Annotated in this window: 24 protein-coding genes; 13 read left to right on the top strand and 11 right to left on the bottom strand. The window is 73.4% G+C overall.

From position 1 onward, the window contains the following. Positions 1-143 precede the first annotated feature (143 nt). Positions 144-1,001 (top strand): PHP domain-containing protein, encoded by an 858-nt coding sequence (locus ABD363_RS13435; protein ID WP_344602946.1) that lies wholly within the window; start codon positions 144-146, stop codon positions 999-1,001. 102 nt (positions 1,002-1,103) lie between these two features. Further along, a complete protein-coding gene (locus tag ABD363_RS13430; protein WP_344602944.1) occupies positions 1,104-1,709 on the top strand; it encodes a MarC family protein in 606 nt (201 codons plus the stop codon). Between the two features lie 92 nt (positions 1,710-1,801). On the opposite strand, the gene ABD363_RS13425 is transcribed toward ABD363_RS13430, so the two are convergent. Further along, positions 1,802-1,954 (bottom strand): hypothetical protein, encoded by a 153-nt coding sequence (locus tag ABD363_RS13425; RefSeq protein WP_344602942.1) that lies wholly within the window; start codon positions 1,952-1,954, stop codon positions 1,802-1,804. Positions 1,955-2,191: 237 nt separating this feature from the next. On the opposite strand from ABD363_RS13425, the gene ABD363_RS13420 reads away from it, so the two are divergent. After that, positions 2,192-3,088, top strand: coding sequence for an NYN domain-containing protein (locus ABD363_RS13420; protein WP_344602940.1), 897 nt, complete (start codon positions 2,192-2,194; stop codon positions 3,086-3,088). Between the two features lie 92 nt (positions 3,089-3,180). Here the strand turns inward: ABD363_RS13420 and ABD363_RS13415 are convergent, their stop codons facing one another. Beyond that, a complete protein-coding gene (locus tag ABD363_RS13415) occupies positions 3,181-4,059 on the bottom strand; it encodes an alpha/beta fold hydrolase (RefSeq protein ID WP_344602938.1) in 879 nt (292 codons plus the stop codon). Positions 4,060-4,186: 127 nt separating this feature from the next. Further along, positions 4,187-6,454, bottom strand: coding sequence for a DEAD/DEAH box helicase (locus ABD363_RS13410; protein WP_344602936.1), 2,268 nt, complete (start codon positions 6,452-6,454; stop codon positions 4,187-4,189). A gap of 481 nt (positions 6,455-6,935) precedes the next feature. On the opposite strand from ABD363_RS13410, the gene ABD363_RS13405 reads away from it, so the two are divergent. Then, positions 6,936-7,691: a ferritin-like fold-containing protein gene (locus tag ABD363_RS13405; protein ID WP_344602934.1), complete on the top strand. Its 756-nt coding sequence runs from the start codon at positions 6,936-6,938 to the stop codon at positions 7,689-7,691. Positions 7,692-7,769: 78 nt separating this feature from the next. On the opposite strand, the gene ABD363_RS13400 is transcribed toward ABD363_RS13405, so the two are convergent. From ABD363_RS13400 to ABD363_RS13385, 4 genes are all read right to left on the bottom strand, one after another. Next, on the bottom strand, positions 7,770-8,039 hold the full coding sequence (locus tag ABD363_RS13400; RefSeq protein WP_344602932.1) for a hypothetical protein: 270 nt from the start codon (positions 8,037-8,039) through the stop codon (positions 7,770-7,772). A 217-nt stretch (positions 8,040-8,256) separates the two neighbouring features. After that, the gene (locus ABD363_RS13395; protein WP_344602930.1) at positions 8,257-8,484 is read right to left on the bottom strand and encodes a DUF3107 domain-containing protein; all 228 of its coding nucleotides are present in this window, start codon (positions 8,482-8,484) and stop codon (positions 8,257-8,259) included. 169 nt (positions 8,485-8,653) lie between these two features. After that, entirely contained in the window at positions 8,654-9,319 is a 666-nt protein-coding gene (locus tag ABD363_RS13390) for a TetR/AcrR family transcriptional regulator (RefSeq protein WP_344602928.1), read from the bottom strand. A 196-nt stretch (positions 9,320-9,515) separates the two neighbouring features. Beyond that, entirely contained in the window at positions 9,516-9,737 is a 222-nt protein-coding gene (locus tag ABD363_RS13385) for a hypothetical protein (RefSeq protein ID WP_344602927.1), read from the bottom strand. 249 nt (positions 9,738-9,986) lie between these two features. On the opposite strand from ABD363_RS13385, the gene ABD363_RS13380 reads away from it, so the two are divergent. From ABD363_RS13380 to moeZ, 7 genes are all read left to right on the top strand, one after another. Beyond that, the gene (locus ABD363_RS13380; protein WP_344602926.1) at positions 9,987-11,069 is read left to right on the top strand and encodes an alpha/beta fold hydrolase; all 1,083 of its coding nucleotides are present in this window, start codon (positions 9,987-9,989) and stop codon (positions 11,067-11,069) included. An 8-nt stretch (positions 11,070-11,077) separates the two neighbouring features. After that, the gene (locus ABD363_RS13375) at positions 11,078-12,472 is read left to right on the top strand and encodes a DUF3152 domain-containing protein (protein ID WP_344602925.1); all 1,395 of its coding nucleotides are present in this window, start codon (positions 11,078-11,080) and stop codon (positions 12,470-12,472) included. Between the two features lie 444 nt (positions 12,473-12,916). After that, positions 12,917-14,638 (top strand): glycosyltransferase, encoded by a 1,722-nt coding sequence (locus ABD363_RS13370; RefSeq protein ID WP_344602923.1) that lies wholly within the window; start codon positions 12,917-12,919, stop codon positions 14,636-14,638. Next, positions 14,635-15,849 carry a hypothetical protein gene (locus tag ABD363_RS13365; protein ID WP_344602921.1) on the top strand — a complete coding sequence of 405 codons (1,215 nt, stop codon included), beginning with the start codon at positions 14,635-14,637 and terminating at the stop codon, positions 15,847-15,849. Before ABD363_RS13370 ends, ABD363_RS13365 begins: the two co-directional genes overlap by 4 nt. Positions 15,850-16,246: 397 nt before the next feature. Beyond that, entirely contained in the window at positions 16,247-17,206 is a 960-nt protein-coding gene (locus tag ABD363_RS13360) for an NAD-dependent epimerase/dehydratase family protein (RefSeq protein ID WP_344602919.1), read from the top strand. Positions 17,207-17,306: 100 nt separating this feature from the next. Next, positions 17,307-17,477: a hypothetical protein gene (locus tag ABD363_RS13355; RefSeq protein ID WP_344602917.1), complete on the top strand. Its 171-nt coding sequence runs from the start codon at positions 17,307-17,309 to the stop codon at positions 17,475-17,477. A 64-nt stretch (positions 17,478-17,541) separates the two neighbouring features. Then, on the top strand, positions 17,542-18,720 hold the full coding sequence (moeZ, locus tag ABD363_RS13350; RefSeq protein WP_344602914.1) for an adenylyltransferase/sulfurtransferase MoeZ: 1,179 nt from the start codon (positions 17,542-17,544) through the stop codon (positions 18,718-18,720). Between the two features lie 881 nt (positions 18,721-19,601). Here moeZ and ABD363_RS13345 read toward each other — a convergent pair. Both ABD363_RS13345 and ABD363_RS13340 read right to left on the bottom strand, forming a co-directional pair. Continuing rightward, entirely contained in the window at positions 19,602-19,880 is a 279-nt protein-coding gene (locus tag ABD363_RS13345) for a hypothetical protein (RefSeq protein ID WP_344602912.1), read from the bottom strand. A gap of 256 nt (positions 19,881-20,136) precedes the next feature. Further along, positions 20,137-20,598 carry a hypothetical protein gene (locus ABD363_RS13340; RefSeq protein WP_344602910.1) on the bottom strand — a complete coding sequence of 154 codons (462 nt, stop codon included), beginning with the start codon at positions 20,596-20,598 and terminating at the stop codon, positions 20,137-20,139. Positions 20,599-20,976: 378 nt separating this feature from the next. On the opposite strand from ABD363_RS13340, the gene ABD363_RS13335 reads away from it, so the two are divergent. Next, a complete protein-coding gene (locus ABD363_RS13335; RefSeq protein ID WP_344602908.1) occupies positions 20,977-21,387 on the top strand; it encodes a VOC family protein in 411 nt (136 codons plus the stop codon). Between the two features lie 243 nt (positions 21,388-21,630). Here ABD363_RS13335 and ABD363_RS13330 read toward each other — a convergent pair whose 3' ends face one another. Together ABD363_RS13330 and ABD363_RS13325 are read right to left on the bottom strand one after the other, a co-directional pair. Continuing rightward, positions 21,631-23,112, bottom strand: coding sequence for an alpha/beta hydrolase (locus tag ABD363_RS13330; protein WP_344602906.1), 1,482 nt, complete (start codon positions 23,110-23,112; stop codon positions 21,631-21,633). Between the two features lie 285 nt (positions 23,113-23,397). Continuing rightward, entirely contained in the window at positions 23,398-26,118 is a 2,721-nt protein-coding gene (locus ABD363_RS13325) for a lysylphosphatidylglycerol synthase domain-containing protein (protein ID WP_344602904.1), read from the bottom strand. A 185-nt stretch (positions 26,119-26,303) separates the two neighbouring features. Between ABD363_RS13325 and ABD363_RS13320 the strand changes: the two genes are divergently transcribed. After that, positions 26,304-26,690: an MGMT family protein gene (locus ABD363_RS13320; RefSeq protein ID WP_344602902.1), complete on the top strand. Its 387-nt coding sequence runs from the start codon at positions 26,304-26,306 to the stop codon at positions 26,688-26,690. Positions 26,691-26,755: the final 65 nt, after the last annotated feature.

Here is a 26,755-nt window from a genome sequence, read left to right as displayed (position 1 = left end):
CCCGCGTCACGGGAGGCGCGGCCCCGGGTCCCCGGCGGGGTGTGTAGGGGGCGCAGTGCGGCTGTGGGTGTGACAGAGGGTGGCGAAAATACGGTTATCCTTGAGCCTCGTCGTCCGTTCCGTCATCGCCAGGAGTCCGCGTCGTGCGCATCGACCTGCACACCCACTCCGCCGCCTCCGACGGCACGGACACCCCGGCCGAGCTGGTGCTCAAGGCCGCCGCGGCCGGCCTGGACGTCGTCGCGCTGACCGACCACGACACCACGCGCGGGCACGCCGAGGCCGTCGCCGCGCTGCCCGCGGGGCTCACGCTGGTCACCGGCGCCGAGCTGTCCTGCCGCGTCGACGGCATCAGCATGCACATGCTGGCCTACCTCTTCGACCCCGAGGAGCCGGCGCTGCTCGCCGAGCGGGAGCTGGTGCGCGACGACCGGGTGCCGCGGGCCAAGAGCATGGTCGCCAAGCTCAACGAGCTGGGCGTGCCGGTCACCTGGGAGCAGGTCGCCCGGATCGCCGGGGACGGCTCCGTCGGGCGGCCGCACGTCGCCTCCGCGCTCGTCGAGCTGGGCGTCGTGCCGACCGTCGGCGACGCGTTCACGCAGGACTGGCTGGCCGACGGCGGGCGGGCCTTCGTGGAGAAGCACGAGACCGACCCCTTCGAGGCGATCCGGCTGATCAAGGGCGCGGGCGGGGTGGCGGTGTTCGCGCACCCGGCCGCCGCCAAACGGGGCCGTACGGTGCCGGAGCCGGTGATCGCGGACATGGCCGCCGCCGGGCTCGACGGCATCGAGGTCGACCACATGGACCACGACGCCCGGACCCGGGACCGGCTGCGCGGGCTCGCCCGGGAGCTGGGGCTCCTGGTGACCGGATCCAGTGATTACCACGGCAGCCGCAAGACCTGCGTGCTCGGCGAGTACACGACGGACCCCGAGGTGTACGGGGAGATCACGCGGCGGGCGACCGGGGCGTTCCCCGTGCCGGGGACCGGCGGGGCCTGAGGCCCTCGTCCCCGTCCTGTCCCACGTACCCCGGCGTCGCGGGCCCCGCCCCGCGCGACGACCGCCCACGGCGGCCGGCGGCGCCCTCCTGCAAGGCTCACCATGTTCGACCCCGCCGTCTTCGGCTCCCTCTTCCTCACTCTCTTCGTCATCATGGACCCTCCCGGGGTCACCCCGATCTTCCTCGCGCTGACCGCCGGACGCCCCGGCAGGGCGCAGCGGCGGATGGCCTTCCAGGCCGTCTGCGTGGCCGGCGGCGTGATCGCCGTCTTCGGACTGCTCGGGCACCGGATCCTCGACTACCTGCACGTGTCCGTGCCCGCGCTGATGATCGCGGGTGGGCTGCTGCTCCTGCTGATCGCGCTCGACCTGCTCACCGGCAAGACCGACGAGCCGAAGCAGACCAAGGACGTCAACGTCGCGCTCGTGCCGCTGGGCATGCCGCTGCTGGCCGGGCCGGGTGCGATCGTGTCGGTCATCCTCGCCGTGCAGAAGGCCGACAGCGCCGCCGCGCAGCTGTCGGTGTGGTCGGCGATCCTCGCCATCCACGTCGTGCTGTGGCTGGTGATGCGGTACTCGCTGCTGATCATCCGGGTCATCAAGGACGGCGGCGTGGTCCTGGTGACCCGGCTCGCGGGCATGATGCTCTCCGCGATCGCCGTCCAGCAGATCATCAACGGGGTGACGCAGGTGATCAGGGGAGGCTGAGCGCCGGGCCGACGGGGGGCGGAACGAGCGGAGCCCCCGCCCGGCGTCGACGCCGGGCGGGGGCTCCGAAAGCGTGTGTGGGGCTCCGCGGATTACGAGGCCGGCGTGTCGGCCGGGCGGATCCACAGCCGCTGGCCGATGGCGGCGGCCTGCTGCACGATGTGGCTGACGGAGGCGGCGTCCACGACAGTGGTGTCCACGGGCGTGCCGTCGACGTCGTCGAGGCGCATGATTTCGAAGCGCATTCGCTTCTCCCTTCGTCTGGTCATCCTCCTGAGGAGAACTACTGAATGGTCGGCGCACGGTGCGCGGTGCCCCGTGTTCCGTCTGTAGTCAACGGGCTGCGTGTTACAAACATTCCCTACGCTAAATAAAATTTTCGAACGTCTAATTACTGACCGGTAAGTGATCGGAGATGTCCGGTCGCGGGACGGACCGGTACCAGTTGTGTTCGCAGCGTGACCGCCGGGACAATAGAGGTGATGAACGACAACCTCGCGGCCCTGAACGCCCGCCTCGACCGCACCAACGAGCTGCTGCAGCGCATGCTCGCCGAAGTGGCGAAGACGCCCTCGACCCACGCGATCTTCGTCGACGCCGGATATCTGTACGCGGCCGCGGGACGACTGGTCGCCGGGACCGAGGACCGCCGCGCCTTCGACCTGGACGCCGAAGGCCTGATCGACGCGCTCATCGACAAGGCCCGCACGATCTTCGCGGACAGCCGGCTGCTGCGGGTCTACTGGTACGACGGCGCCCGGCGCCGCATCCACACGGCCGAGCAGCAGTCCATCGCCGAGCTGCCGGACGTGAAGGTGCGGCTGGGCAACCTCAACGCCAACAACCAGCAGAAGGGCGTCGACTCCCTGATCCGCACCGACCTGGAGTCACTGGCCAGACACCGCGCCATCAGCGACGCGGCCCTGCTCGGCGGCGACGAGGACCTGGTCTCCGCGGTGGAGGCGGCCCAGGGCTACGGCGCGCGCGTCCACCTGTGGGGCATCGAGGCGCCCGAGGGCCGCAACCAGGCGGAGCCCCTGCTGTGGGAGGTGGACAGCCAGCGCACCTTCGACCTCGACTTCTTCAAGCCGTACGTCGCCCGGCGCACGACCCTCGCGTACGAGGCGGCGGGGACGGCCCGGCCGACGCGTGAGGACGTCCGCTTCGTGGGCGCGCAGGTCGCCGCGAAATGGCTGGTGGAACGGGGCCGGGAAGCGCTCGTGGAACTGCTGCCCGGCCACCCCTACCTGCCCGGCTCGGTCGACCAGGACCTGCTGGTGGAGGCCGAGGGCCTGCTGCAGTACTCCCTGCGCGGCCAGGCCGACCTGCGCCGGGCGCTGCGGGACGGCTTCTGGGACCACCTGCAGACCCAGTACTAGGACGCTTCCCGGCGGCCTGCGGGGCGGGCGGAGGGAGCGCCGTCCGGCGCGCGTGCCGGACGCCGCGACGCCGCGGAGCCGCCGGCAGGGCCTCAGCCGCCCGGCCGGCCCGCGGCGTCCCAGAAGTCGGCCAGGGCGCGGGCGGTCGGCAGCGGCTGGTCGACGTTCGGCGAGTGCTCGGCGCCGTCGACGAGGGTCCGGTGCGCGCCCAGCCGTACGGCCATGTCGTCGAGGAGGGGCACCGGCCAGGTGTCGTCCCGGACCCCCGACAGGACGTGGAACGGCAGCGGTACGGCGGCGAGCTCGGCGACGCGGTCCGGCTCGGTGCACAGCTGACGGCCGGTGGCGAGGAGCTGGGCGGGCTTGGTGCCCAGCCAGCGGCGGCGCAGCTGGTCCTGGTCGCCGGGGCCGCGGGCGGGGCCGCCGACCTCCTCCGGCGGGCCCATCACCTGGATGGCCGTCCACACCTGGGCCATGGTCATCACGGCGAGCGCGTCCCGCAGCAGCTTCACCCGCTGCTGCTGGGAGACGGAGATCTGGGCCGGGCCCGACGCCATGAGGGTCAGCGAGACGAAGGGGGAGTGGTCCAGGAGCACGGCCGCCCGGGCGATCTGCCCGCCGAGCGAGTGACCGACGAGGTGCACGGGCGTGCCGAGCGCCTCGGCCTGCGCGAGCACGTCCCGCGCCAGCTCCGGCTGGGCGTACGCCGACTCGTCGTCCTCGGGCCCGTCCGACTCGAACTGTCCCCGCCCGTCCACCGCGACGACCCGGTACCCGCGCTCCGCGAGCGGCTCGTGCAGCAGGGTGAAGTCCTCCTTGCTCCCGGTGAACCCCGGCAGCAGCAGCGCGACGCCCTTCGCCTCCGCACCCGCGGCCACGGCCGAGTCGACGACGGCGAACTCGCCCCGGCTGGTGCGCAGACGGTAGGCGCGGGCTCCGGGGGGCGGGGTGAAGGTGGCGTGCCAGGTCACGGAGTGAGGGTAGCGGGTGGGACGAGAGAGCCGACGAGTGGCGTACGGGACGGCTGGTGGCATGCGGCCCCCGCGGATACGCCGACGGCCCGGTCCCACGGGGGTGGGACCGGGCCGTCGGGGGAGATCAGCTCTCCGTGGGCTCCGCGGCGGCCGCGACCTTGCGGGTCCGGCGTGCCCGGGGCTTGGCCTCGGCCGCGTCGTCCGCGGTCCCGGCCGAGGCCGCGGCCTTGCGGGTCCGGCGCGGCTTGGTCTCCGGCTCCTGCGTGGCCTGCGCCGGGATCTCCGCACTGGCGGCGGGCTCGGCGGCCTTGCGGGTGCGGCGGCGGGGCTTGGTCTCCGTCGCCTCGGCCGGGTCGGCGGTGTCCGCCGCCGTGGCGGTGGCCTTGCGGGTGCGGCGGGGCTTGGTCTCCGTCGTCTCCGGGGCGGGTTCCGTCGCCCCCTCGGCCGTTTCCACCGCCGTCTCCGCGGCGGCCGCGGTCTTGCGGGTGCGGCGGCGCGGCTTCGCCGGGACCTCCGCGGCGGGCGCCTCGGGGGCCGGGGCGGTCCCGGCCTCCTCCGCGCTGGCGGCGGGCTCGGCGGCCTTGCGGGTGCGGCGGCGGGGCTTGGTCTCCGTCGCCTCGGCCGGGTCGGCGGTGTCCGCCGCCGTGGCGGTGGCCTTGCGGGTGCGGCGGGGCTTGGTCTCCGTCGTCTCCGGGGCGGGTTCCGTCGCCCCCTCGGCCGTTTCCACCGCCGTCTCCGCGGCGGCCGCGGTCTTGCGGGTGCGGCGGCGCGGCTTCGCCGGGACCTCCGCGGCGGGCGCCTCGGCAGCCGTGTCCACGGCGGCCTCGGCGGTCGTGGCCGCGACGGCTTCCGTGGCCGTACCCACGGCCGTCTGCGCGATCGCGCCCTCCGCCGTCGCCACCGCGGTCTCCGCGGCCTCCGGTGCCGGGGTCCCGGCCGGCGCCGCCGTCTTCGGCTGCTCCGCCGGCACCCCGCCGCGCATACGGCGACGGCGGCGCGGGGTGCGGGCCGTCCCGCCGTCCCCGGTCACGGCCTCCCCGGCCGCCTCGCCGGACGTCTCGGCCCGCGGTTCGCGCGCCCCGGAGGACGGCGCGTCCAGCGGCGCCCCGCCGCGCGTACGCCGGCGGCGGCGCGGGGTGCGGGCCGGGCGCTCGCGGTCGGCGGCGCGGGACTCGTCCCGGCCGCGTCCGCGGCGTCCGCCCGGCTCGCCCAGGTCCTCCAGCTCCTCCGCCGCCAGCCCGGCGCGCGTGCGCTCCGAGCGCGGCAGGACGCCCTTCGTGCCCTCGGGGATACCGAGGTCGGAGAAGAGGTGCGGGGACGTGGAGTACGTCTCCGGCGGGTCGTTGAAGTCCAGGTCCAGCGCCTTGTTGATGAGCTGCCAGCGCGGGACGTCGTCCCAGTCGACCAGCGTGATCGCCGTACCCTTCGCGCCCGCGCGGCCCGTGCGGCCGACCCGGTGCAGGTACGTCTTCTCGTCCTCCGGCGACTGGTAGTTGATGACGTGCGTCACACCCTCGACGTCGATGCCGCGGGCGGCGACGTCGGTGCAGACGAGCACGTCCACCTTGCCGTTGCGGAAGGCGCGCAGCGCCTGCTCGCGCGCCCCCTGGCCGAGGTCGCCGTGGACCGCGCCGGAGGCGAAGCCGCGGCGCTGGAGCTGCTCGGCGATGTCGGCGGCCGTCCGCTTGGTACGGCAGAAGATCATCGCCAGCCCGCGGCCCTCGGCCTGCAGGATGCGGGCGACCATCTCCGGCTTGTCCAGGGAGTGCGCGCGGTAGACGAACTGCTTGATGTTCGCGACCGTCGCGCCCTCGTCGTCCGGCGCGGTGGCGCGGATGTGCGTGGGCTGCGACATGTAACGGCGGGCCAGGCCGATGACCGCGCCCGGCATGGTGGCCGAGAACAACATGGTCTGGCGCTTGGCCGGCAGCATGCCGATGATCTTCTCGACGTCGGGCAGGAAGCCCAGGTCGAGCATCTCGTCGGCCTCGTCGAGGACCAGGCACTTGACGTGCTTCAGGTCCAGCTTCCGCTGCCCGGCCAGGTCGAGCAGCCGGCCCGGGGTGCCGACGACCACGTCGACGCCCTTCTTCAGGGCCTCGACCTGCGGCTCGTAGGCCCGGCCGCCGTAGATCGCGACGACGCGCACGTTGCGCACCTTGCCGGCGGTCAGCAGGTCGTTGGTGACCTGGACGCACAGCTCGCGCGTGGGGACGACGACCAGCGCCTGCGGGGCGTCGGTCAGGTCCTCGGGCCGCGCGCGTCCGGCCTCCACGTCGGCGGGGACGGTGACGCGCTCCAGGAGCGGGAGACCGAAGCCCAGCGTCTTGCCGGTGCCGGTCTTGGCCTGGCCGATGATGTCCGTGCCCGAGAGGGCCACGGGCAGCGTCATCTCCTGGATGGGGAAGGGGGTGGTGATGCCGACGGCTTCCAGGGCCTCGGCCGTCTCGGGGAGGATCCCGAGTTCTCGAAACGTCGTAGTCAGGGTGCTGCCTCTTCTGTGTGCGCGGTGCGAGGCGAGCGCGGGGGTCGTGTCGTGTGACCGTGCCGGGGACGTCGGCCGCCCACGCGGGCGGGCCGTGTGGCACGGGACCACTGCCGACGCTCTAGCGCTCGTACCGCTGAGGGTTCCCTCCGATCGTCGTACGCGCACTGCCGTACGGTCAGGGAGGGCTGTCGGGTCGGAGCCGATCGGGCCACCGACCGGGCATCCTCATACGTGTGGCCTGTCGAATACGTCGGAGTACTCAGCAGGCGCATTACCACCATACCCCGGATTCGCGCACATGCCATGGCCGATTTGGTCACGTAGGCGTCGTCACACCGATCGGCCGGGGCTTCCGCCGCGCGGCCGGCGGGCTATTGTGCGCTGCATGACGAGCTCTGACAAGCCTGACAAGCCCGGCAACGCCTCCGAAGCGCCGGCCGAACGCGGCGGCGTCGCCGCCCGGGACTGGGCAACGGCCTCCGCCGACCCGCAGTACCGCGCCGCGGTCGTCGACCTGCTCGGCGCGCTCGCGTACGGGGAGCTGGCGGCGTTCGAGCGGCTCGCCGAGGACGCCAAGCTGGCGCCGACGCTGGCGGACAAGGCGGAGCTGGCGAAGATGGCGTCGGCCGAGTTCCACCACTTCGAGCGGTTGAGCGACCGGCTCGCCGGGATCGGTGAGGAGCCCACGGCGGCGATGGAGCCGTTCGTGGCGGCCTACGACGGTTTCCACAAGCAGACGGCGCCCTCGGACTGGCTGGAGGGGCTCGTCAAGGCGTACGTCGGCGACTCCATCGCCAGCGACTTCTACCGCGAGGTGGCCGCGCGGCTCGACTCCGACACCCGTGAGCTGGTCCTCGCCGTGCTGGACGACACCGGGCACGCCGACTTCGCGGTGGAGAAGGTGCGCGCGGCGATCGACGCCGACCCGCGGGTGGGCGGGCGGCTCGCGCTGTGGGCGCGGCGGCTGATGGGCGAGGCGCTGTCGCAGTCCCAGCGGGTGGTCGCCGAGCGGGACGCGCTGTCGACGATGCTGGTGGGCGGGGTCGCGGACGGGTTCGACCTCGCCGAGGTCGGCCGGATGTTCTCCCGGATCACCGAGGCGCACACCAAGCGGATGGCGGCGCTGGGCCTGGCGGCCTGAGCCGGTCGCCGGCGGTCCGGCTCCGGTCGCCGGCGGCCCGGCGCCGGTCCGTCGCGGGCGCCGCGACCGGTGGCCGGATCAGGCGGTCGCCGAGCGGCTCCGCAGCCCTCCCGAGGGGCGCAGCAGCAGCGACAGCGAGGCCGCGGAGACGACCGCCGCGCCGAGGAGGATCAGCGGGAGGCCGCCCGCCTCCAGCGCGCTGTGCGTGACGAAGGCCCCGAAGAGCCCTCCGGCCACGCCCGTCGGCAGGACCAGGGCGCGGGCCGGGAGACGGTGCGGCAGGCGGTGGGCGGCCGCCCAGGCCAGAGCGAGGCCGAGGATCGCGGAGCTGAGCGCTTCCAGGAACATGTCGGGGTCCCTCCCACACGGCCGGCCTGCCCGTTACGGTCGTAGCCCGTCCTACCCCCGGCCCGTGGAGGACAATCCTCCCGCGTGGACGACCTGTGCTCCATCCGTGGAGCCCGTCCGCACTCCGCCCCCGGGATCCGCGCGCGGGCTCCACGACACGGGGAAGGGCCCGGCGGCCGAAGCCCGCCGGGCCCTTCCCCGTGCGCCCGCCGCGCGCCTACAGTGCGCCGAAGCCCACCTTGCGCGGGGCCGGCTCACCGATCTCGACGTACGCGAGACGGTCCGCCGGGACCAGGACCTTGCGGCCGTGCTCGTCCACGAGGGTCAGCAGCTGCGACTTCCCGGCCAGTGCCTCGGCCACGGCCCGCTCGACCTCCTCGGCGCTCTGACCGCTCTCCAGAACGATCTCGCGGGGCGCGTGCTGCACGCCGATCTTGACCTCCACGGCTATGTCCCTCCGACGGTCAGTGAAGTGCGCGACCTACCGCGCCGTACCCAGCACACATTAGCCCGGTGAGGGGACGGACACGCTCCGGCGGAGCACGCCGGTAGCGAACAGCCGGCGGGAACGAGCGCCGGCGGCCGACGGGAGCGGGTCCTCGGCGCGCCGCCCCTCAGCGCTGCTGCTGGTCGCTTCCCTGGTACTGGTCCGTGCCGTGCAGCGGGAAGCCCGCGATGCCCCGCCACGCCAGCGAGGTCAGCAGCTGGACCGCCTGGTCACGCGGCACGCTGCGGTCGCTGTGCAGCCAGGAGCGGGCCACCACCTGGGCGAGGCCGCCCAGGCCGGAGGCGAGCAGCATCGACTCCGCGCGCGACAGGCCGGTGTCCTCGGCGATGACGTCGCAGATCGCCTCCGCGCACTCGTTGGTGACCTTGTCGACGCGCTGGCGCACGGCGGGCTCGTTCGTCAGGTCGGACTCGAAGACCAGGCGGAAGGCGCCGCCGTCGTCCTCGACGTACGCGAAGTACGCGTCCATCGTCGCCCGGACCCGCTGCTTGTTGTCGGTCGTCGACGCGAGCGCGTTCCGTACGGCCTGGATGAGCGACTCGCAGTGCTGGTCCAGCAGGGCGAGGTAGAGGTCGAGCTTGCCCGGGAAGTGCTGGTAGAGCACCGGCTTGCTGACGCCGGCGCGCTCGGCGATGTCGTCCATCGCGGCCGCGTGGTAGCCCTGCGCCACGAAGACCTCCTGCGCGGCGCCCAGCAGCTGGTTCCGTCGGGCACGGCGCGGCAGGCGCGTGCCCCGCGGGCGTACCGCCTCTGTCTGCTCGATGGCTGTCACGCCGCCTCCCAAAGTCGTCCATGTGCGGTGTGCGCCGCGCCGCCATCGTACTTTTCGGTAACCGTGGTGTGCGCGGTGCGAGCGCAGAATTTCACGTACCGGACGGTGACGATAAGGGGACGGAAGGTTTCAAACCGGCTCGGGCCGGGCAGAAGTCAACTCCTTCACCGCCCGGGACGCCCTCCGCCGCCGTGTGTCACCGGTAGTCGTCCTCGTCCAGGGAGACGATCCGGGCCTGTTCCGCCAGGTCGGCCTCGCTGGCGCGGTCCGGGTCCACGCTGATCAGCGGGTCGTCGCGGTCCGGCGCGATGTCCGCGTGCTGCTCGGCCGCGTCGACCTCGGGCGCCTCGACGCCGAACTCCTGGTCCTGGGTCGCGTCGTCCTCGAAGGTCTCGGGGTCGGTGGGGTCTACGGCCATGCTGGGCTCCCTTCCTACGAACGTCCCTGACGGATGCAGGGGCCAGATGCGGGTGCCCTCGGTACGAGCCTAGGAGACACCCGATCCCGACGCTATGCGATCCGCCGCCGATCCGTGCCGGGGCGGTACCCGCGAAAACGCTCGCGACACCCGCGGCCCCACCCGCGGATACCCGGATCGGGCCGCGGCAACGGGGGTTGTGACGGCGAACACGCGAACCGCCGTGTGATCGTCTCGTAACATTGCCGCATGTCTTCGACCGAGCTGCCCTTCGTGCCGCCCGCCAACGTCCTTCCCCGGGTGGCCGCCGTCAGGGTCGCGGAGGGCGAGCGGCTCCGGTCGGTCCAACTGCCGGGCGTCACCCTGACGGTGCGGTCCAGGCCACCGGCCCGCGAAGGACTGCCGCCCGCCCTGTACGTCCACGGACTCGGCGGCTCCTCGCAGAACTGGTCCGCGCTGATGCCGCTGCTGACGGACGCCGTCGACAGCGAGGCCGTCGACCTGCCCGGCTTCGGCGACTCCCCGCCGCCGGACGACGGCGACTACTCGATCACCGGGCACGCGCGCGCGATCGTCCGCTACCTCGACGCCGCCGGCCGCGGCCCCGTGCACCTGTTCGGAAACTCGCTCGGCGGCGCGGTCGCGACGCGCGTCGCCGCGGTGCGGCCCGACCTCGTCCGTACGCTGACGCTCGTGTCGCCCGCCCTCCCGGAGATCCGCGTCCAGCGCACCGCCGTGCCGACGGGGCTGCTGGCCCTGCCCGGAGTGGCCTCGCTCTTCACCCGGCTCACCAAGGAGTGGACGGCCGAGCAGCGGGTCCGCGGGGTCATGGCGCTGTGCTACGGCGACCCCGGACGGGTGACCCCGGAGGGGTTCCGCAACGCCGTGGAGGAGATGGAGCGGCGGCTGCAACTGCCGTACTTCTGGGACGCGATGGCGCGCTCCGCGCGCGGGATCGTCAACGCGTACACGGTGGGCGGCCAGCACGGGCTGTGGCGCCAGGCCGAACGGGTCCTCGCGCCGACCCTGCTCATCTACGGCGGCCGGGACCAGCTCGTCGGATTCCGCATGGCCCAGAAGGCGGCCCGCGCCTTCCGGAACTCCCGGCTGCTGACCCTGCCGGAGGCGGGGCACGTGGCGATGATGGAGTACCCGGAGACGGTGGCCGGCGCGTTCCGCGAACTCCTCCGGGACACGGGGCAGCCGGCCGGCGGCGGGCGGGACGCGCGCAGCGCGCGTGGGACGGCCGAGGGAGCCGGCGGCGCGCGGGAGCGCGCCGTCGGGGCGGACGTGACCGGTGACGGCGGCGCCGGCGAGAGCACGGGAGGCTGAGGCGCGACATGGGACGCCACAGCCGACGGGGAGCGGCCCCCAAGGAGAACGCCGCGGACACGAGCACGGGGAGAGACGGCCGGCCGGCACCGGCGCCGGCGGGCGGACGGGGATGGATCCCGGGCACCGCGGTTCCCGGGCCGGGCGGCGGCGTGCCGCCGCTGCCCGACGCCACGCCCGCGTACGGCGTCCCGCAGGTCTTCGGCGACACGCCCGCGCGCGGCGTGCCGCGGCCGCCCGACGCCACGCCCGCCCACGGCGCCCCCGGGGTGCGCGGTGGCCACCCGGAGCTGCGTGAACCCGGAGGCGGCTGGGGCGAGCTGGGGAGCCGTGCCGGCGCCGGGCACGGCGTACCGGCGGACCCGGCCGCGCCCGGGGGACCGGCCGGGGCCGGCCTGCCCATACCGCGGCAGCGGTGGGAGGGGCCGCGGCAGGAGTACCTCGACGCCTTCGACGGGGACGACGGCGTCCTCGCGCCCCCGGCCCCCCACGGCCCCCGCACGGCCGGAACCCCCGCCGCCGGCGGGAACACCGGTCCCGGCACCGGGCGCGGTCCCGGCGGCGCGCCGCCCGCCGGCGCCCCCGTGCCGGGCAGGGGCGGCAGGGGCCGGACCTTCACCGGCATCGCGGCCGCCGCCGTCACCACCGTGCTGGCCGTCGTCGTGGCCGGCCAGGTCGCCGACGAGCGCGGCGACGGCGACGTACGGCCGCAGTCGGCCACCGGCCGGGCGCACGACGCCCGCGGCTCCGCCGCGCCCGCGGACGAGTGGTCCGCGCCCTCCGCGGCCTCCGGAACGGCGACGCCGACGTACGAGCAGAAGATGGACACCAAGTACCCGCTGAGCGCCACGCTCAAGGGCTCGGGGAAGTTCGACGCGGTGCCCGGCATCGCCAAGGCGCCGGGCCGGGGGCAGAAGTTCACCTACCGCGTGGACGTGGAGCAGGGCCTCGGCCTCGACGCCGAACTCTTCGCGCAGGCCGTGCAGAAGACGCTCAACGACGACCGCAGCTGGGCCCACGACGGAGCCCGGACCTTCGAGCGCATCCACTCCGGGCGGCCCGACTTCGTGATCACGCTCGCCAGTCCCGGCACCACCGCCCTCTGGTGCGCCAAGTCCGGCCTGGACACCACCGTGGACAACGTGTCCTGCGACTCCGCCGCCACCGAACGCGTGATGATCAACGCCTACCGGTGGGCGCAGGGTTCGAAGACGTACGGCGACGAGATCCACGCCTACCGGCAGATGCTGATCAACCACGAGGTCGGCCACCGCCTCGGCCACTCCCACGTGACCTGCGACAAGGACGGCGACCTCGCCCCGGTCATGCAGCAGCAGACCAAGTTCCTCGACCACGACGGCATCCACTGCAGGGCCAATCCCTGGCCCTATCCCGGAAGCTGACGGGCGACACCGGCGCCCCTTCGGCAGGCGTCGTCAGTCCGTTCACGTTTCCCGGCGTGTCGTCCCGTCAGGTGCCCGGCCCCGCCACGGACACCGGACGCCCCGACGAGGACGCGACCGTGCGGACGTCCACCCCGAGGAAGGGCCTCGAGTACGAGGGCGGCACCCCGAGGAACTCCTGGCCGCCGTGCCCGTGCTCGATCCCGGGGGCACGGCACGGCGCAGGGCGGCACGACGGCAGCGGGCCGCGGCGTGACGGTGCGTGATCGAGCCGCCCCCTAGCGCGACGGAACGCGATCCGCACGGGAAAGTTACGACCGTTCACCCCTTCCGGTGGCGCGACGGACAACCGTCCGTCGCGCCACCGCCCTGTCCGCATACGTTCGTCCCGCTGCGAGCCGCCGACAACGGCGGCTCCCCAGACGGGAGATCGGGGGTGCACGCATGCGCATCGGACTGCTTACGGAGAGCGGTATTCCGTATGTGGGTGGTGACGCCGGGTCCTGGTGCGACCGGCTCGTGCGCGGGCTCGGGCAGCACGAGTTCGACCTCTACCCGCTCAGCCGCGGCGAACGCCAGGAGGCCGAGGGCCGGCTTCCGCTGCCGTCGCAGGTCACCCGGGTGCGCACCGCGCCCCCGCGGAGTCCGGGGCGCGACGGGGTGGTGTACGGGCGCCGGGCGCGCCGGCGGTTCGCCGAGTGCTACGCGGACCTGGTGGCCGCCCTGTGCGCCCCCGCGTCCGGGGACGTCCCGGCCGAGGGACGCGCGGACGTCCCGGGGGAAGCGTCGACCGGTGAGGCGGACCGTTTCGCCGGCGCCCTGTACGCCCTCGCCGAACTCGCCCGCGACGAGGGCGGCCTGACGGGCGCGCTCCGCTCCGAGACCGCCGTGCACGTCCTGGAGCGCGCCTGCCGCGCGCCCGGCGCCCCGCGCCCGGCGCACGAGGCGCGCGTCCCCGAACTGCTCGCCATGGCCGCACACCTCGAACGCGCCCTGCGCCCCCTCTCGCTCGACTGGTACGAGGACGACCGGCTCGGCGCGGTCGACCTGTGCCACGCGGCCTCCGGCGGCGCGGCGGCCCTGGCCGGGCTGCTGGCCCGGCACTTCCTCGGCGTCCCCCTGCTGGTGACCGAGTACGGGGCGCGCCTGCGCGCGTACTACCTGACCGACGCGCGGACCTCGCCCCCGGTACGGTCCCTGCTCGCCGCCTTCCACGGCCGCCTCGCCGCCGAGACCTACCGGCAGGCCTCCGTGATCACCTCCGGCGACGCGCAGGTCCGCCGCTGGCAGGAGCGCTGCGGAGCCCCCCGGCACAAGATCCGCACCGTCCACCCGGGCCTGGCGGCGGCCCCCTTCGCCGAGGTGGGGGAGGCGCCGGAGCGCGGAGACCCGGACACCCTGGTCTGGGTCGGCCGGGTGGCCCCCGCCAAGGACCTGGTCTCGCTGCTGCACGCGTTCGCGCGGGTCCGCGCGCAGGAGCCGGGGACCCGCCTGCGGATCGTGGGGGGCCCGTCGGGCCCCGAGGGCGCGGCCTACCTCGCCCACTGCAAGACCCTCGCGGCCCGGCTCTTCCCCGCCGAGGCGGCGGGACCGCGCACCGCCGGCGGCAACCCGGTCTCCTTCGAGGAGACCGGCGGACCGGACCTCCCGTCCCCGGCCGACGCCTACGCCGCGGGCGCCGTGACCGTGCTGTCCAGCGTCGTGGAGGAGTTCCCGGTCAGCCTGGCCGAGGCCATGCTCTGCGGCCGGGCGACGGTGTCCACCGACGCCGGCGCGGTGCCGGAGGTCCTCGGCGGCACGGGACTCGTCGTGCCCCCGCGCGACCCGCGGGCGCTCGCCCGGGCGTGCGTGGCGCTGCTGCGCGACCCCGAGCGCCGCGCACGCCTGGGCGCCGCCGCACGCGCCCGCGCACTCGAACTGTTCACCGCCGAGCGGAACATCGCGGCGTTCCACGGCATCTACCTGGAGATCGTCTCGCACACCCCGGTCCGCCGCGTCGTCCTCGACGCCGCCGGAGCACCCCTGCCGTTCGGCGCCCCCGCCGAAGCCCACGTCCCCGGCCGCTGGGCCCACGCGGCGGCCCGCGGCCGGGGCACACCCGGCTGGGCGGCGGACGCACCGGCACGGGCCGCCGCCCCCGCACCCGCCGCCGAGGGGGCCCGATGAACGGCCCCGACGAACCCGCCCGCCCCGGCGCGCCGGACGGTCCCAGGACGTGGGACGAGCGTCCGCACGCGCACCCCGCGGCCGGTACGCCCGCCGGCGACGCCCGGCCGGACTCCCCCCGCCGTACCGCCGGGGACCCGGTGAAGGAGCTGATGCACCGCCACCGCGACCTGTGCGAACGGGCCGTGGACCCGCTGGAGATCGCGGCCGGCCTGGAGGCCCACGGCGTCACCGACCGGACCGCGGCCCGCTTCCGGCACCGCGACGTCTTCTCCCTCGCCGAGGAGATGTACGCCCGCGCGCCCCGCGCGGACACCCCGCTCCGGCACCCCGCCCCCGCCGAACCCGCCCGCCCGCCCGCCGGCCTGCTCCTGCTCCCGCTGCTGCCGGGCGCGCTCTGCGCCGCGACCGTGGCGGGGGCGCGCCTCACCCACGGCCAGCCGCGGCTGGCCGTGGCCGCCGGAGGCGCCCTCGCCGTCGTCCTGGCCCTGCGCGCCGTATGCCGCCGAAGCCCGCTGAGCGCCCCCGGCCGTCCCGCACCGGCCAGGCACACCGCCGGCTTGTGGACCTGCGCCCTGCTGGGCTACGCCCTCCTCGGCGACGGCCTGCTCGACGCGGCCGTCGCCGGGGGCCCCGACACCCTGCCCACCGGAACCGCCGACGGGCCCTGGCCCCTCGCCGTCGCCCCCGTCCTGGCCCTGGTCCTGGCCTGCGCCCCCGCGGCCTGGAGCGCCCACCTGTTCACCGCGGGCGCCCGCCGCAGGCTCGCGGCCAGCCGCGGCCCGGCGGACTTCACCGCCTCCGTACGGCCCCTGCTGCTCGGGACGTTCGCCCTGTTCACGGGCGCCCTCGCGGCCCTGCTCGCCCTCAGCGCGACGGTCCTCGGCGCATCCGCCGCCCACCCCCAGGGCCTCACCCTGGGAGCCCTCCTGCTGCTCGCCCGCCTCCTCGTCGCACACGGCCTCACCCATGCCCCGTCACTCGTCCTCGCCGCCACAGCCGCCGCCGAGGCCACCGCCCCGGCCACCGTCTTCGCGGCCCGCCTCCCCGGCTGCGACTTCCTGGCCGTCCCGGTGGAGACCCTCGTCACGGCCTGGGGCCCGGGCAGCGTTCCCACGCTGGCCTGCGGCATCGCGGCCCTGACGCTGCTGATCCACGCGACCCGCCGACTCACGAGAGCCTCGGTCCACGCGCCGGGACAGCCATGCTGAGCGCCCGTCCGGGACGGGACCCGGCAGGGCTCGCGCGGCCCACCCGCTCGCGGGCGGTTCCGAGGGGATCCGTGCGGTCCGTTCGCCCGTGGCCGGTCCGGACAGGGTCCGCGCGGCCCGGCAGCCCGGTCCCGACCGGGCTCGCACCACCCACCCGCACCCGGCAGGGTCCGCACCGTCCGTCTGCCCGCACCCGGCAGGGCCCCGGCCCCTCCGTCCGCCACAGGGCGAACGCGTGCCCCCGCACGCCCCTCCCACGGGCCCCTGGCCCGCTCCCCGGGCCGCCGCAGGCACCGGCCCGGCCCGGCCACCGCAGGCATCCGCACCCGCGACACTCCGAAGGAGACCCCGAAATGATCACCTCCCGACCCGACACCTCGGCCCCGGGAGCCGCCCGATGAGAGTCCTGCTGATCGGAGCCAACGGCTACATCGGCCGCTTCGTCGCCGACCGCCTGCTCGCCGACCCGGCCGTCCAGCTGACCGCCCTCGGCCGCGGCGACGACGCCGACGTCCGCTTCGACCTCGCCACCGGCAGCCCCGGCGCCCTCACCCGCTTCCTCGACGCCGTCCACCCCGGCGTCGTCATCAACTGCGCGGGCACCACCCGGGGCGGCGCCCGCGAACTCACCCGCCACAACACCGTCGCCGTCGCCACCGTCTGCGAGGCCCTGCGCCGCAGCGGCTGCGGAGCCCGCCTGGTGCAGGTCGGCTGCAGCGCGGAGTACGGGCCCAGCCAGCCCGGCTCCTCCACGGCGGAGGACGCCGTCCCCCGCCCCGGCGGCCCCTACGGCGTCAGCAAACTCGCCGCCACCGAACTGGTCCTCAGCTCCGGACTGGACGCCGTGGTCCTCCGCGTCTTCTCACCCGCCGGCCCCGGCACCCCCGCCGGCTCCCCGCTCGGCCGGCTCGCCGAGGCCATGCGCCGCGCCATGCAGTCCGGCGACGGCGAACTCAAGCTCGGCGGCCTCGGCACCCAGCGCGACTTCGTCGATGTCCGCGACGTGGCCCGCGCCGTCCACGCCGCGTCCCTCTCCGCCGCGCAGGGCATCATCAACATCGGCTCGGGCCGGGCCGTCCGCCTCCGCGACGCCGCCGCCACCCTCGCCCGCGTGGCCGGCTACGCCGGTGCGCTCCACGAGCTCGACGGCCCCCCCGGCGCCCTGCGGCCGGCCATCGGCCACCCCCGCCCCGACCCGGACCACGCGCCTCCGCTCGCGTATCCGTACCCCGACGGCTGCGGCAGCTGGCAGCAGGCCGACGTGCGCACCGCCCGCGACCGGCTCGGCTGGCGGCCCCGGATCACTCTGGAGGAGTCCCTCGCCGACATCTGGATGGAGGCGGCATGCCGTATCTGACGCATCCGGGAGCGGCATCCGGCGCATCCGGGAGCGAACGCCACGTGCACCGACGTCCCGCCGGCCGCCGCCCGAACGCTTCCGCCGCTTCGCGCACGGTGTGCCCGGCCCGCGCCTCCACGAGGCGCTGCGCACCGCCCGTCGGCAGGGCACTGCGGCGATCCGCTTCACCGAGCGCACCGGCCAGGACGGCCGCACCGGCCGTCGGGAGGCCGTGCCCGGCTACTGGGACGACATCGTCTCGCGTGTCGGAACAGGTGTCTCGGAATGAAAAAGGCCATGGCACTGTTTACGGGAAGAACAACCGTAATGATTGACCGACCAACGGAGTCCCCGTGTCGTTGCCACCCCTGGTCGAGCCGGCTCCCGAGCTCACCGTAGACGAGGTCCGCAGGTACTCCCGCCACCTGATCATCCCCGACGTGGGGATGGACGGGCAGAAGCGGCTGAAGAACGCCAAGGTGCTCTGCGTGGGCGCCGGCGGCCTGGGCTCGCCGGCGCTGATGTACCTGGCCGCCGCGGGCGTCGGCACGCTCGGCATCGTGGAGTTCGACGAGGTCGACGAGTCGAACCTGCAGCGCCAGATCATCCACAGCCAGTCCGACATCGGCCGTTCCAAGGCCGAGTCCGCCCGTGACTCGGTCAAGGGCATCAACCCGTACGTGAACGTGATCCTTCACGAGGAGCGGCTCGAGGCCGACAACGTGATGGACATCTTCAGCCAGTACGACCTGATCATCGACGGCACGGACAACTTCGCCACCCGCTACCTGGTCAACGACGCCTGCGTCCTGCTCAACAAGCCGTACGTATGGGGCTCGATCTACCGCTTCGACGGCCAGGCCTCCGTGTTCTGGTCCGAGCACGGCCCGTGCTACCGCTGCCTCTACCCGGAGCCCCCGCCCCCCGGCATGGTCCCCTCCTGCGCCGAGGGCGGCGTGCTGGGCGTGCTGTGCGCGTCCATCGGCTCCATCCAGGTCACCGAGGCGATCAAGGTCCTCACCGGCACCGGTGAGCCCCTGGTCGGCCGCCTGATGATCTACGACGCCCTGGAGATGCAGTACCGCCAGGTCAAGGTGCGCAAGGACCCGAACTGCGCGGTCTGCGGCGAGAACCCGACCGTCACCGAACTCATCGACTACGAGGCCTTCTGCGGCGTCGTCTCCGAGGAGGCCCAGGCGGCGGCCGCCGACTCGACGATCACTCCCAAGCAGCTCAAGGAGTGGATCGACGACGGCGAGAACATCGAGATCATCGACGTCCGCGAGCCGAACGAGTACGAGATCGTCTCCATCCCGGGCGCCCGGCTGATCCCGAAGAACGAGTTCCTCATGGGCACCGCCCTGGAGAGCCTCCCGCAGGACAAGAAGATCGTCTTGCATTGCAAGACGGGTGTCCGCAGTGCGGAAGTCCTCGCGGTCCTGAAGTCCGCCGGCTTCGCCGACGCCGTCCACGTCGGCGGCGGCGTGATCGGCTGGGTCAACCAGATCGAGCCGCACAAGCCGGTCTACTGATCGACCCTTCCGCTGACCAGCGGGCATGAGGAAGCCCACGGCTCTGACCAGTTCAGATGCCGTGGGCTTCTGTCGTTGTCGGTCGGCGTTGGGCGGCCTCGCACGGCCCAGAGACGGCCCGGGCGGCCTCAACCGCCAAGCGCTTAGAAGACGCGGGAACCGCCCCGCGGTGCTTCCCACTCGGCCGGCCCCACCGCCGTGGCCGACCGCTGACGGCCACCATCGTTCGCCGCCGTTGCCGTCAGCGGTGCTGCCTTGTGACCACTGTTTTAGGAGTTCGGTCTGACCGCCTGTCCACCCATGCTGCGCGGGGCGGCCGTGGCCGTGTCAGACCGCACCGCGCCGCCGCTGTCCGCTGTCGTTGATGTCAGCCGTGGATGTCACCTCACACAGGCTGGGGTCACTTACGACGCTTGCGTGCCTTCGCCTTGCGTTCGGCTTCCTTGCGTTTCTCGATGGTGTACGACGACCACTCGCCACGGTGCAGGTCGCATCGCGACGCACCGACCATCGCCAGCCGCCGGCACCGAGTGCCCTTCTCCGTGAGCGCTCCACACCTGGACTGCGTACGAGCCATGTCTCCCACCCCCGGTCTCGACCGTCGTGCGGACCAGTGCAGCATTGCCGGGCACATATCCTCTCTGGAAGGCGCACTGCTCCGCGCAGCGGTGCACGGCGACCCAAGGAAGTTGCTCTGGGGCGCACGCTTTCCAACTGTGGTGGAGTGTTGGGCTGGGTTCAGGAACCTTCACCTGCGTTCATGAACGGCTGGCCGTCGGTGCGGGGACGGCTTCGGATCTCGCCTGAACGTCCGTGTACGACGCTGAATGAGACGAGAACTGAGACGGGCGTAGGCGTCCAGCCGGTACAGGTGTCGTCGGCTAGAGGCCGCGAAGTGCCTCGTAGAGGTCGCCGTACGCGCTCCAGCAGGTGATGCTGCCGTCGTCGTTCAGACTGCCCATGTACCAGTCGTCATCATTCACGGCTTTCACCAGGCAGAGCCTGTGGAACCCCAAGACGATCTCCGGATGGAGCCGCTCGCCCTGTGCCGGCCAACCGGTCACGACTCGATCGGTGTCGAGAGATGTGGCCTCCCGGTCGCCGGAGACCTTACGGATCTCCTCTAGAGTCCAACCTGCTGGGAGCTGCCTGCCTGTCATCCAACGATGATGACAGCCACGGCACGCGCCGAGGGCAGCACGGCTTCTCAGAGCACCGCTTTAGGAGTTCGATCCGGTAACCGCGGTGAAGCTTTCAGGCTTCTTCCGCCACGGTCCGGGGATTGCCCAAGACTGCCTATGTCCGTCGTCGTTGATGTCAGCTGGTGATGTCACGCGGGCATAGCCGATACGAGGGGGCGACCGGCTTGCCGCCGTGCCTGCGGTGGATCACCGGTGACTCGACCATGGCCGTTGTTCAGCACCATTGGGAGTTCGCCCGGTCCGCGACGATCTCCACCTGGACAAGGCCGTCGTGCGGTCCCCCTGCGTCGAGGTAGGCGGTCGTGCCTCCCATCAACTTGGTGAAACAGCCGGGCACCGTCTCGCCTCCGGCCGTGATCCGCGGCCGCCAACCGTCGGCCCGGGTGACCTCCTCGTAGTGCTGCAAGGCGTTCTCCGGCGAACCGTCGTACCGGTACTGCGTCCCCACGACCACGAAGCGGTCATCGTCATCGCATTCTTGGTAGCGGTCTTTCGGGCCCGCCCCTTCCGGAACCGCGTCCAGCACCGTCTCGCCGGCCATCACCTCGGCAAGCTGGTCCTCCTGCTCGCCGCAGCCGTAGAAGGCCAGGAAGTACAGCGCGGGCAACCCCAACAGCAGTAACCCCGAAACGGCCACGGCAGCGGTCAACCGGACTCCCGCTCCGATTCTCTTCATGTCGCCAGACGTTAACGCACCACCGCGAAGGCACACCGCGCCGTCCAGCCCTGCCACCGCACCCCCTCGGGCCGTGACCAGCTTGGGGCATGCAACGACAGCAGCTCCGATAGGGGACCGACCTCCACTCCTGCTTTAGCGGAGTGGCTGGGAAGTACGGCAGGTGACCTGTGGCTTCGTTAGCCGAGCCAGCAGGCGCGGATGTATCCGCCAGCCACCTTTGTTGACCGCTGCTGACTCCTGCTTCTGGCGCGGCTATGGCACGGCGACCTCTTCGTCCCGAAGCAACTTCGGCAGGGCTACTGACTTGGTAGGGCGTGCTCGTCACCTGCGGGGCCTGTCTCGAAGTCGGATGTGAGCTTGTGACAAGATCCCGGGATGCTGCGACTCACCGACTTCATTATCGACTGCCCGGACACGATGAGGCTGGCGGCCTTCTACTCCGAGATGACGGGCCGTCCGATCAAGGAAGGCAGCTCTGAGGACTGGGCTGGCATCCAGTTCGGCGAGATCGAGCTGGCATTCATCCGGGTGGACGACTACCGCGCTCCGCGGTGGCCCGACAGCGAGCACCCCAAGCAGTTCCACCTCGACTTCGAAGTGGACGAGATCGAGTCCGAGCAGCGCCGTGTCCTCAACCTCGGCGCGACGCTAAGGCGGGACTTCATCGGCCCCAACGGCTACGGCTGGCAGGTGTACACCGACCCGATCGGCCACCCCTTCTGCCTGTGCCGCAACAAGGGCGTCGTTTGGACCGACCAGGGCCCGATCTGGCCCAAGCGCGACTAATTAGCCGTCCGCTTCCTCACCCACCGCTCTCCCTAGTTCCCATCCCGCCCGCCGTCGACCCACACGCATGTGATGCGGCGCGCGCGTTCCCGTAACCGGAGCAGGGCCAGGCGTGGACTCGCCGGTCGGCTGACGCGGCTTCCCCGCCCGCGCGGCGGAGGCCAGGGCGGCGGGAGTTCGGACAAGGGAAGCCCCGTCGGTGGGGGCTACGGGCGCGGTGAGTGCCCGTAGCCCCCACCGGCGTCATGAGCAGACCTTGCCCTCCGGCGGCACCGTCCCGTGCAGCAGGTACGCGTCGACCGTGGTGTCGACACAGTCGCTCCCGCTCCCGTACGCGCCGTGCCCCTCGCCCTTCCAGGTGAGCAGCACGCCGACGTCCTCGCCCAGTTCGTCCGCCATCCGCCGGGCGCCCTCGTAGGGCGTGGCCGGGTCGCCGGTGTTGCCGATCACCAGGATCGGAGCGGCGCCCGGTGCGCTCACCTCCGGTGTGTCGTGCCGGCCGGCCACCGGCCAGTCGTGGCACCAGCCGGCCATGTCCCAGCCGAGGAAGGCCCCGAAGACGGGGGAGATCTTCTCGAACCTCGGCAGCAGCTTCTTCGTCTCCTCGACGGTCGGCCGTTGCCGGTCGTCCAGGCACGATATGACCCGCTGCGAGTGGGTCGTCGTGCCGTAGCGGCCCGACGGGTCGCGTTCGGTGTAGCCGTCGGCGAGCGCCAGCAGTTCCGAACCGTCGCCCTGCTCCGCCGCGTCCAGGGCGCTGGTCAACGCCGGCCAGCTGTCCTTGCTGTACAGCGGCAGGACGAGGCCGGTGAGCGCGAGCGTCTGCGTCAGCCTCCGCCCGGGTGAGGAGGTCGGCAGGGGACGCGCGTCGATCCGCCGCAGCAGGTCGGCTGTCTTCCGTGTGCCCCGCTCGGGGTCCTGCCCGGTGGACGCCAGGTAGTTGTTCAGCGCGCGCTGGAAACCCCTGGCCTGGTTCTCGGCGTGCCCCACCGTGTCGGCGCTCGGGTCGACGACCGCGTCGAGGACCACCCGCCCCACGTTCTTCGGGAACAGGTGCGCGTAGACGCCGCCGAGTTCGGTGCCGTAGGAGATGCCGAAGTAGTGCAGCTTGTCGTCGCCGAGGACCTGCCGCATCAGGTCCAGGTCGCGGGCGGTGTCGGTGGTCGAGACGTGCTCCAGCAGCTTTCCGGCGGCCTTGGCGCAGCCCTTGCCGAAGTCGGCGGCGTCCGCGAGGTACGCCTTCTCCTCGGCCGGGGTGTCCGGGGTGGCGTCCACCGCCGCCTCGGCGGCCTCGGTCTCCTCGTCGCCGCGGCAGCGGACGCCCCCGCTGGCGCCCACGCCGCGCGGGTCCCAGCTGACCAGGTCGTAGCGCTCGCGCAGGTGCGAGACCGTGGCGGCGTACGACGGCATCATGGACACGCCGGAGCCGCCGGGACCGCCGAAGTTGAACAGCAGCGAGCCGAGGCGATCGTCCCCGCGGGCCTTGGCACGGATCAGCGCGAGGCCGATCGTCTCGCCGTCCGGCTTCGACCAGTCGAGCGGCACCTTCAGCGTGGCGCACTGCCAGTCGTCGCCGGGCGCGGGGGAGTCCCCGGTGGCCTTGCAGCGGCCCCAGTCGAGCCGCTGCGCGGCCGGTTCGCCGTCGTCGGACGACCCGCTGCCGCAGCCGGTCGCCAGCAGTGCGGCGGCGGCCGTGACAGCCGCCCACCGGAACCAGCGCCTCATGTTCGTCTCCCCCCTCGCCCGCCCCTCCGCGCCGCCCGCGGAAGGCGGTCGTGCCATCGTAGGCGGATCGCGCGAAACCCGAGCAGCCCTGTGGAAAACTCCCTGACCTGCTGCTTCATGAGGCTGGGGAGGTGAGATCGCCAGGGGAGGGGGCCGCCCGGCGCACGCTCGCCGCCCGGCGCGCGCGGGCGGATGCCCCACCCTGCGGCTCCCGCGCCGCACACGAGCGCACGCGAACGCACGCGCCGAGTGCGCTGCCTCCTGACGGAGATCCCCAGAAGGGCGCTAAAGCGCTTCCTTCCGGGTCAGATGGGTGAAGGCCAGCCAGCCGGGCAGCACCGGAAGCCACAGCGTCAGCAGCCGGAACAACAGCACCGCCGGCGCGGCGACCTCGCTGGGCAGCCCGACGGCGATCAGGCCGACCGTCAGGGTCGCCTCGACCGCGCCCACGCCGCCCGGTGTCGGCGCTGCGGACCCCAGCGCGTTGCCGGCGAGGAAGACGACGGCGACGCTGGCGATGCTGATCGAGGTCGTCTCGTCGCCGAACGCCCGGACCGAGGCGTCCAGGCACATCACGAAGCAGGCGGTCAGCAGCAGCATGCCGCCGATGCCGGTGACCAGCTTCTGCGGCCGTTGCAGCACGTCGAGCATGCGCGGCACGACACCCGCGAAGAGCGACCGCACGCGGGTGACGACGAATTTCCGCAGGAACGGCACCGAGGTGACCACCAGCACGAGCACCGCCACCGTCAGCAGGCCCGCGATGACCGTCCGGGACGGCGACAGCGAGGGAGTCTTCTCGGTGCCGGTCAGATAGCCGAAGGACAGCAGCATCAGGATGTGGCAGCCGAGCCCGAACAGCTGCGACGCGCCCACGCTCGCCACCGCGAGCCCCGGCCGCACCCCCGCGCGCTGCAGGAAGCGCGTGTTCAGGGCGACGCCGCCGACCGCCGCCGGAGCGACGATCTTCACGAACGACCCGGCGACCTGCGCCGCCACCGTCCGCAGGAACGGCACCCGCTCGGGCACGAACCCCAGCAGGGCCATGGCCGCCGCGAAGTAGCTCGCCGCCGAGAACAGCACGGCCGCGGCCACCCATCCCCACTCGGCGTTGGCGATCAGCGGCCCGAACTCGATGTGGGTGAGCTGGGTCAGCAGGAAGTACGCGCCGATCGCGCCGGCGATGAAGCTGATCAGCGTGCGCGGCCGCACCCGCTCCAGCCGGGCCGGCTCGACCGGCGCCTGCGGCCTGATCCGCAGCACCTCGTACCGGATCTGGGTGAGCAGATCCTCCTCGCGCGCCTCCTCCAGGGCCTCGTCGATGGCCCGCTTCTGCGCCCTGGCCTCGGCCCGCACGGCCTTCTTGTCGGGTTTCCCGGGGGCGGGACGGTCGTGCTCCCCGGCCGCCTCCAGCCGGGCCTGCTTGGCCTGCCGGGAGGCCTCCAGAACCGCCTCGCGTTCCCGCTGGGCGCGTTCCCGGGCCAGTCTGCGCAGCGTCGCGCGGGTGGAGCGGCTCAGCGCGATGGGCTGCAGCATCGGCAGGCAGTCGGCCACGGCGTCCGGCCCGAGGACGCTCACCGCCGAGGCCACCGCGCGCTCGGCGCCCACCCGCAGGCCCAGCGTGACCAGCAGCTGGGAGACGTCCATGCGCAGCAGCAGGTCGCCGGCGGCGATCTCGCCGATGCGCAGGTCGGTGAGGATCACCGTGCCGGAACGATCCACCAGGATGGCGTCGCCGACCAGCCTGCGGTGCGCGATGCGCCGGGACTGCAGCGCCTTCACCTGGTGCCAGGTGCCGCGCAGCAGCTCGTCGGTGATCTCCTCGTCCGGCAGCGAGTCGAGGGTGCGTCCGCCGGTGTGCTCGTAGACGAGCATCACCGCGTCGGGGCCCAGCTCGGAGGTGGCGATCAGCTTGGGCGCGTTGGCGCCGGCCGCGATGGCCGCGTAGGCGAGCAGCGCCTCCTGCTCCAGGGCCTGGCGCAGCGACTGGAGGCTGCTGCGGGTGGCGAAACCGCGGAGGGTCAGATTGCGCCACGCCCGGTAGAAGAAGCCCTGCGCCTGCTGTTCGCGGTCCACCACGGTGACGTCCAGGGGCGGTCCGTCCTCCAGGGTGACGAAGTAGCGCCGGCCGCGGTCGCCGGTCTCCGCGGTGTCCGGGACCTCCTCGCGGGACGCGGTGACCGGGCGGAAGCCGACGGTCCGCAGGCCCGCCATGAGCGTCCGTCCGGTGGGGCGGACATTGGGCGAGCCGACGGCGTACAGCGTTCCGTAGGCCACGGTCCAGCCGATGAGCACCGTCAGGATGATCGAGAACGGCGTCGTGTAGCCGGTGACGAGCATCGAGAAGGCGTCGAGGAGCAGCACGATCCACAGCACCGCCCGCCACCGCGGGCGGCGCGACATGCCGACGGCCGTCATGTAGGCGATGACCGGCGCCAGGTATCCGTGCACGGGATCGGTGAGGGCGTGGACGTCGCCGGGCGAGGGCTGGGTGAGCGCCTCCTGGATGGAGTCGGGCGCGGCCTTGGCGACCCACAGGTCGGTGGCGAGGGTCACCCCGTGCGCGAGGACCGCCGCGAGCACGCCGTCGGCGATCCGCAGCCCGTCCCGTTTGATCAGCCGCTCGATCGCGAACGCGACCGGCACCAGGAGGATGGCGATGCTGGAGGCCAGGCCCGCGATCTTGATCAGCAGGTCGGGCGCCTGCCCGGTGCCCTTGTTGATGTCCTGTTCCAGGCCCGAGGTCGTGCCGTGCGCGAACGCGGCGATCGCGAGCAGCACGGCGACGGCGAGCACGCCCACCAGGAGGCGCATCAGGTCGGAGGGACGGTGCACGCGCGCGGGGAGCAGCGGCTCGTCGCCCTCCACCTCGTCGATGTGCACCTCGTCGACGTGGTCGGCGCCCGGCGCCCGCCTGCCCCGGCCGCGCCTGTCCCCGGCGCCCGGGCGCGACGAAGCGGCAGAGGCGCTCCGAGCGTCCTCGGGGGGCACACCCTGCTGCTTCATCGTCTCTTCTCGGTCTCGTATCACCGGTCACCGCCCGCACGATGGTGGCATGCCGCACCGGCACACCGGGGCATCAGGGTGCACATGCGGGGGCGCACAGTCTGCCGGAAGCCCGGTTCCCGGGCGAGGGATCCGCACGGGCGGAGCGCGCCCCGCTGTCGGTGGGATGGGGCAGGATGAGCCGGATGAGCCAGGAGAGTCTCCCGGACGGCGCCCGCCCGGGACACGCGGACGCGCTGCCGGAGTACGCCGAGCGGGTCCTCGACCTCACCGAGCGGATCCCGCCGGGGCGGGTCATGACCTACGGCGACGTGGCCGAGTGGCTGGGCGAGGGCGGCCCCCGCCAGGTCGGCCGGGTGATGGCCCTCTACGGGGGAGCGGTCCCGTGGTGGCGGGTCGTACGCGCGGACGGGGTGCTGCTCCCCGGACACGAGCGGGAGGCGCTCGGCCGCTACCGCGCGGAGGGCACGCCCCTGAAGGAGGCGGGCCGGGCCGCGGAGGGCCGTCTGCCGCGCCTCGATCTGCGACGGGCGCGGTGGGACGGCGACGAACGTGCGCGGGGTCACACCTGACAGCTTCCGCCATCCGGCGGACCGGTGTGCGACCTGTGTTCCGTAGGGGGGAAACAGGACATGTC

The organism is Streptomyces glaucus (genome assembly GCF_039533365.1).
GTDB lineage: Bacteria > Actinomycetota > Actinomycetes > Streptomycetales > Streptomycetaceae > Streptomyces > Streptomyces glaucus.
Note: the sequence above shows the minus strand (reverse complement) of the source record. Positions and strands in the feature narration are given on the sequence as shown.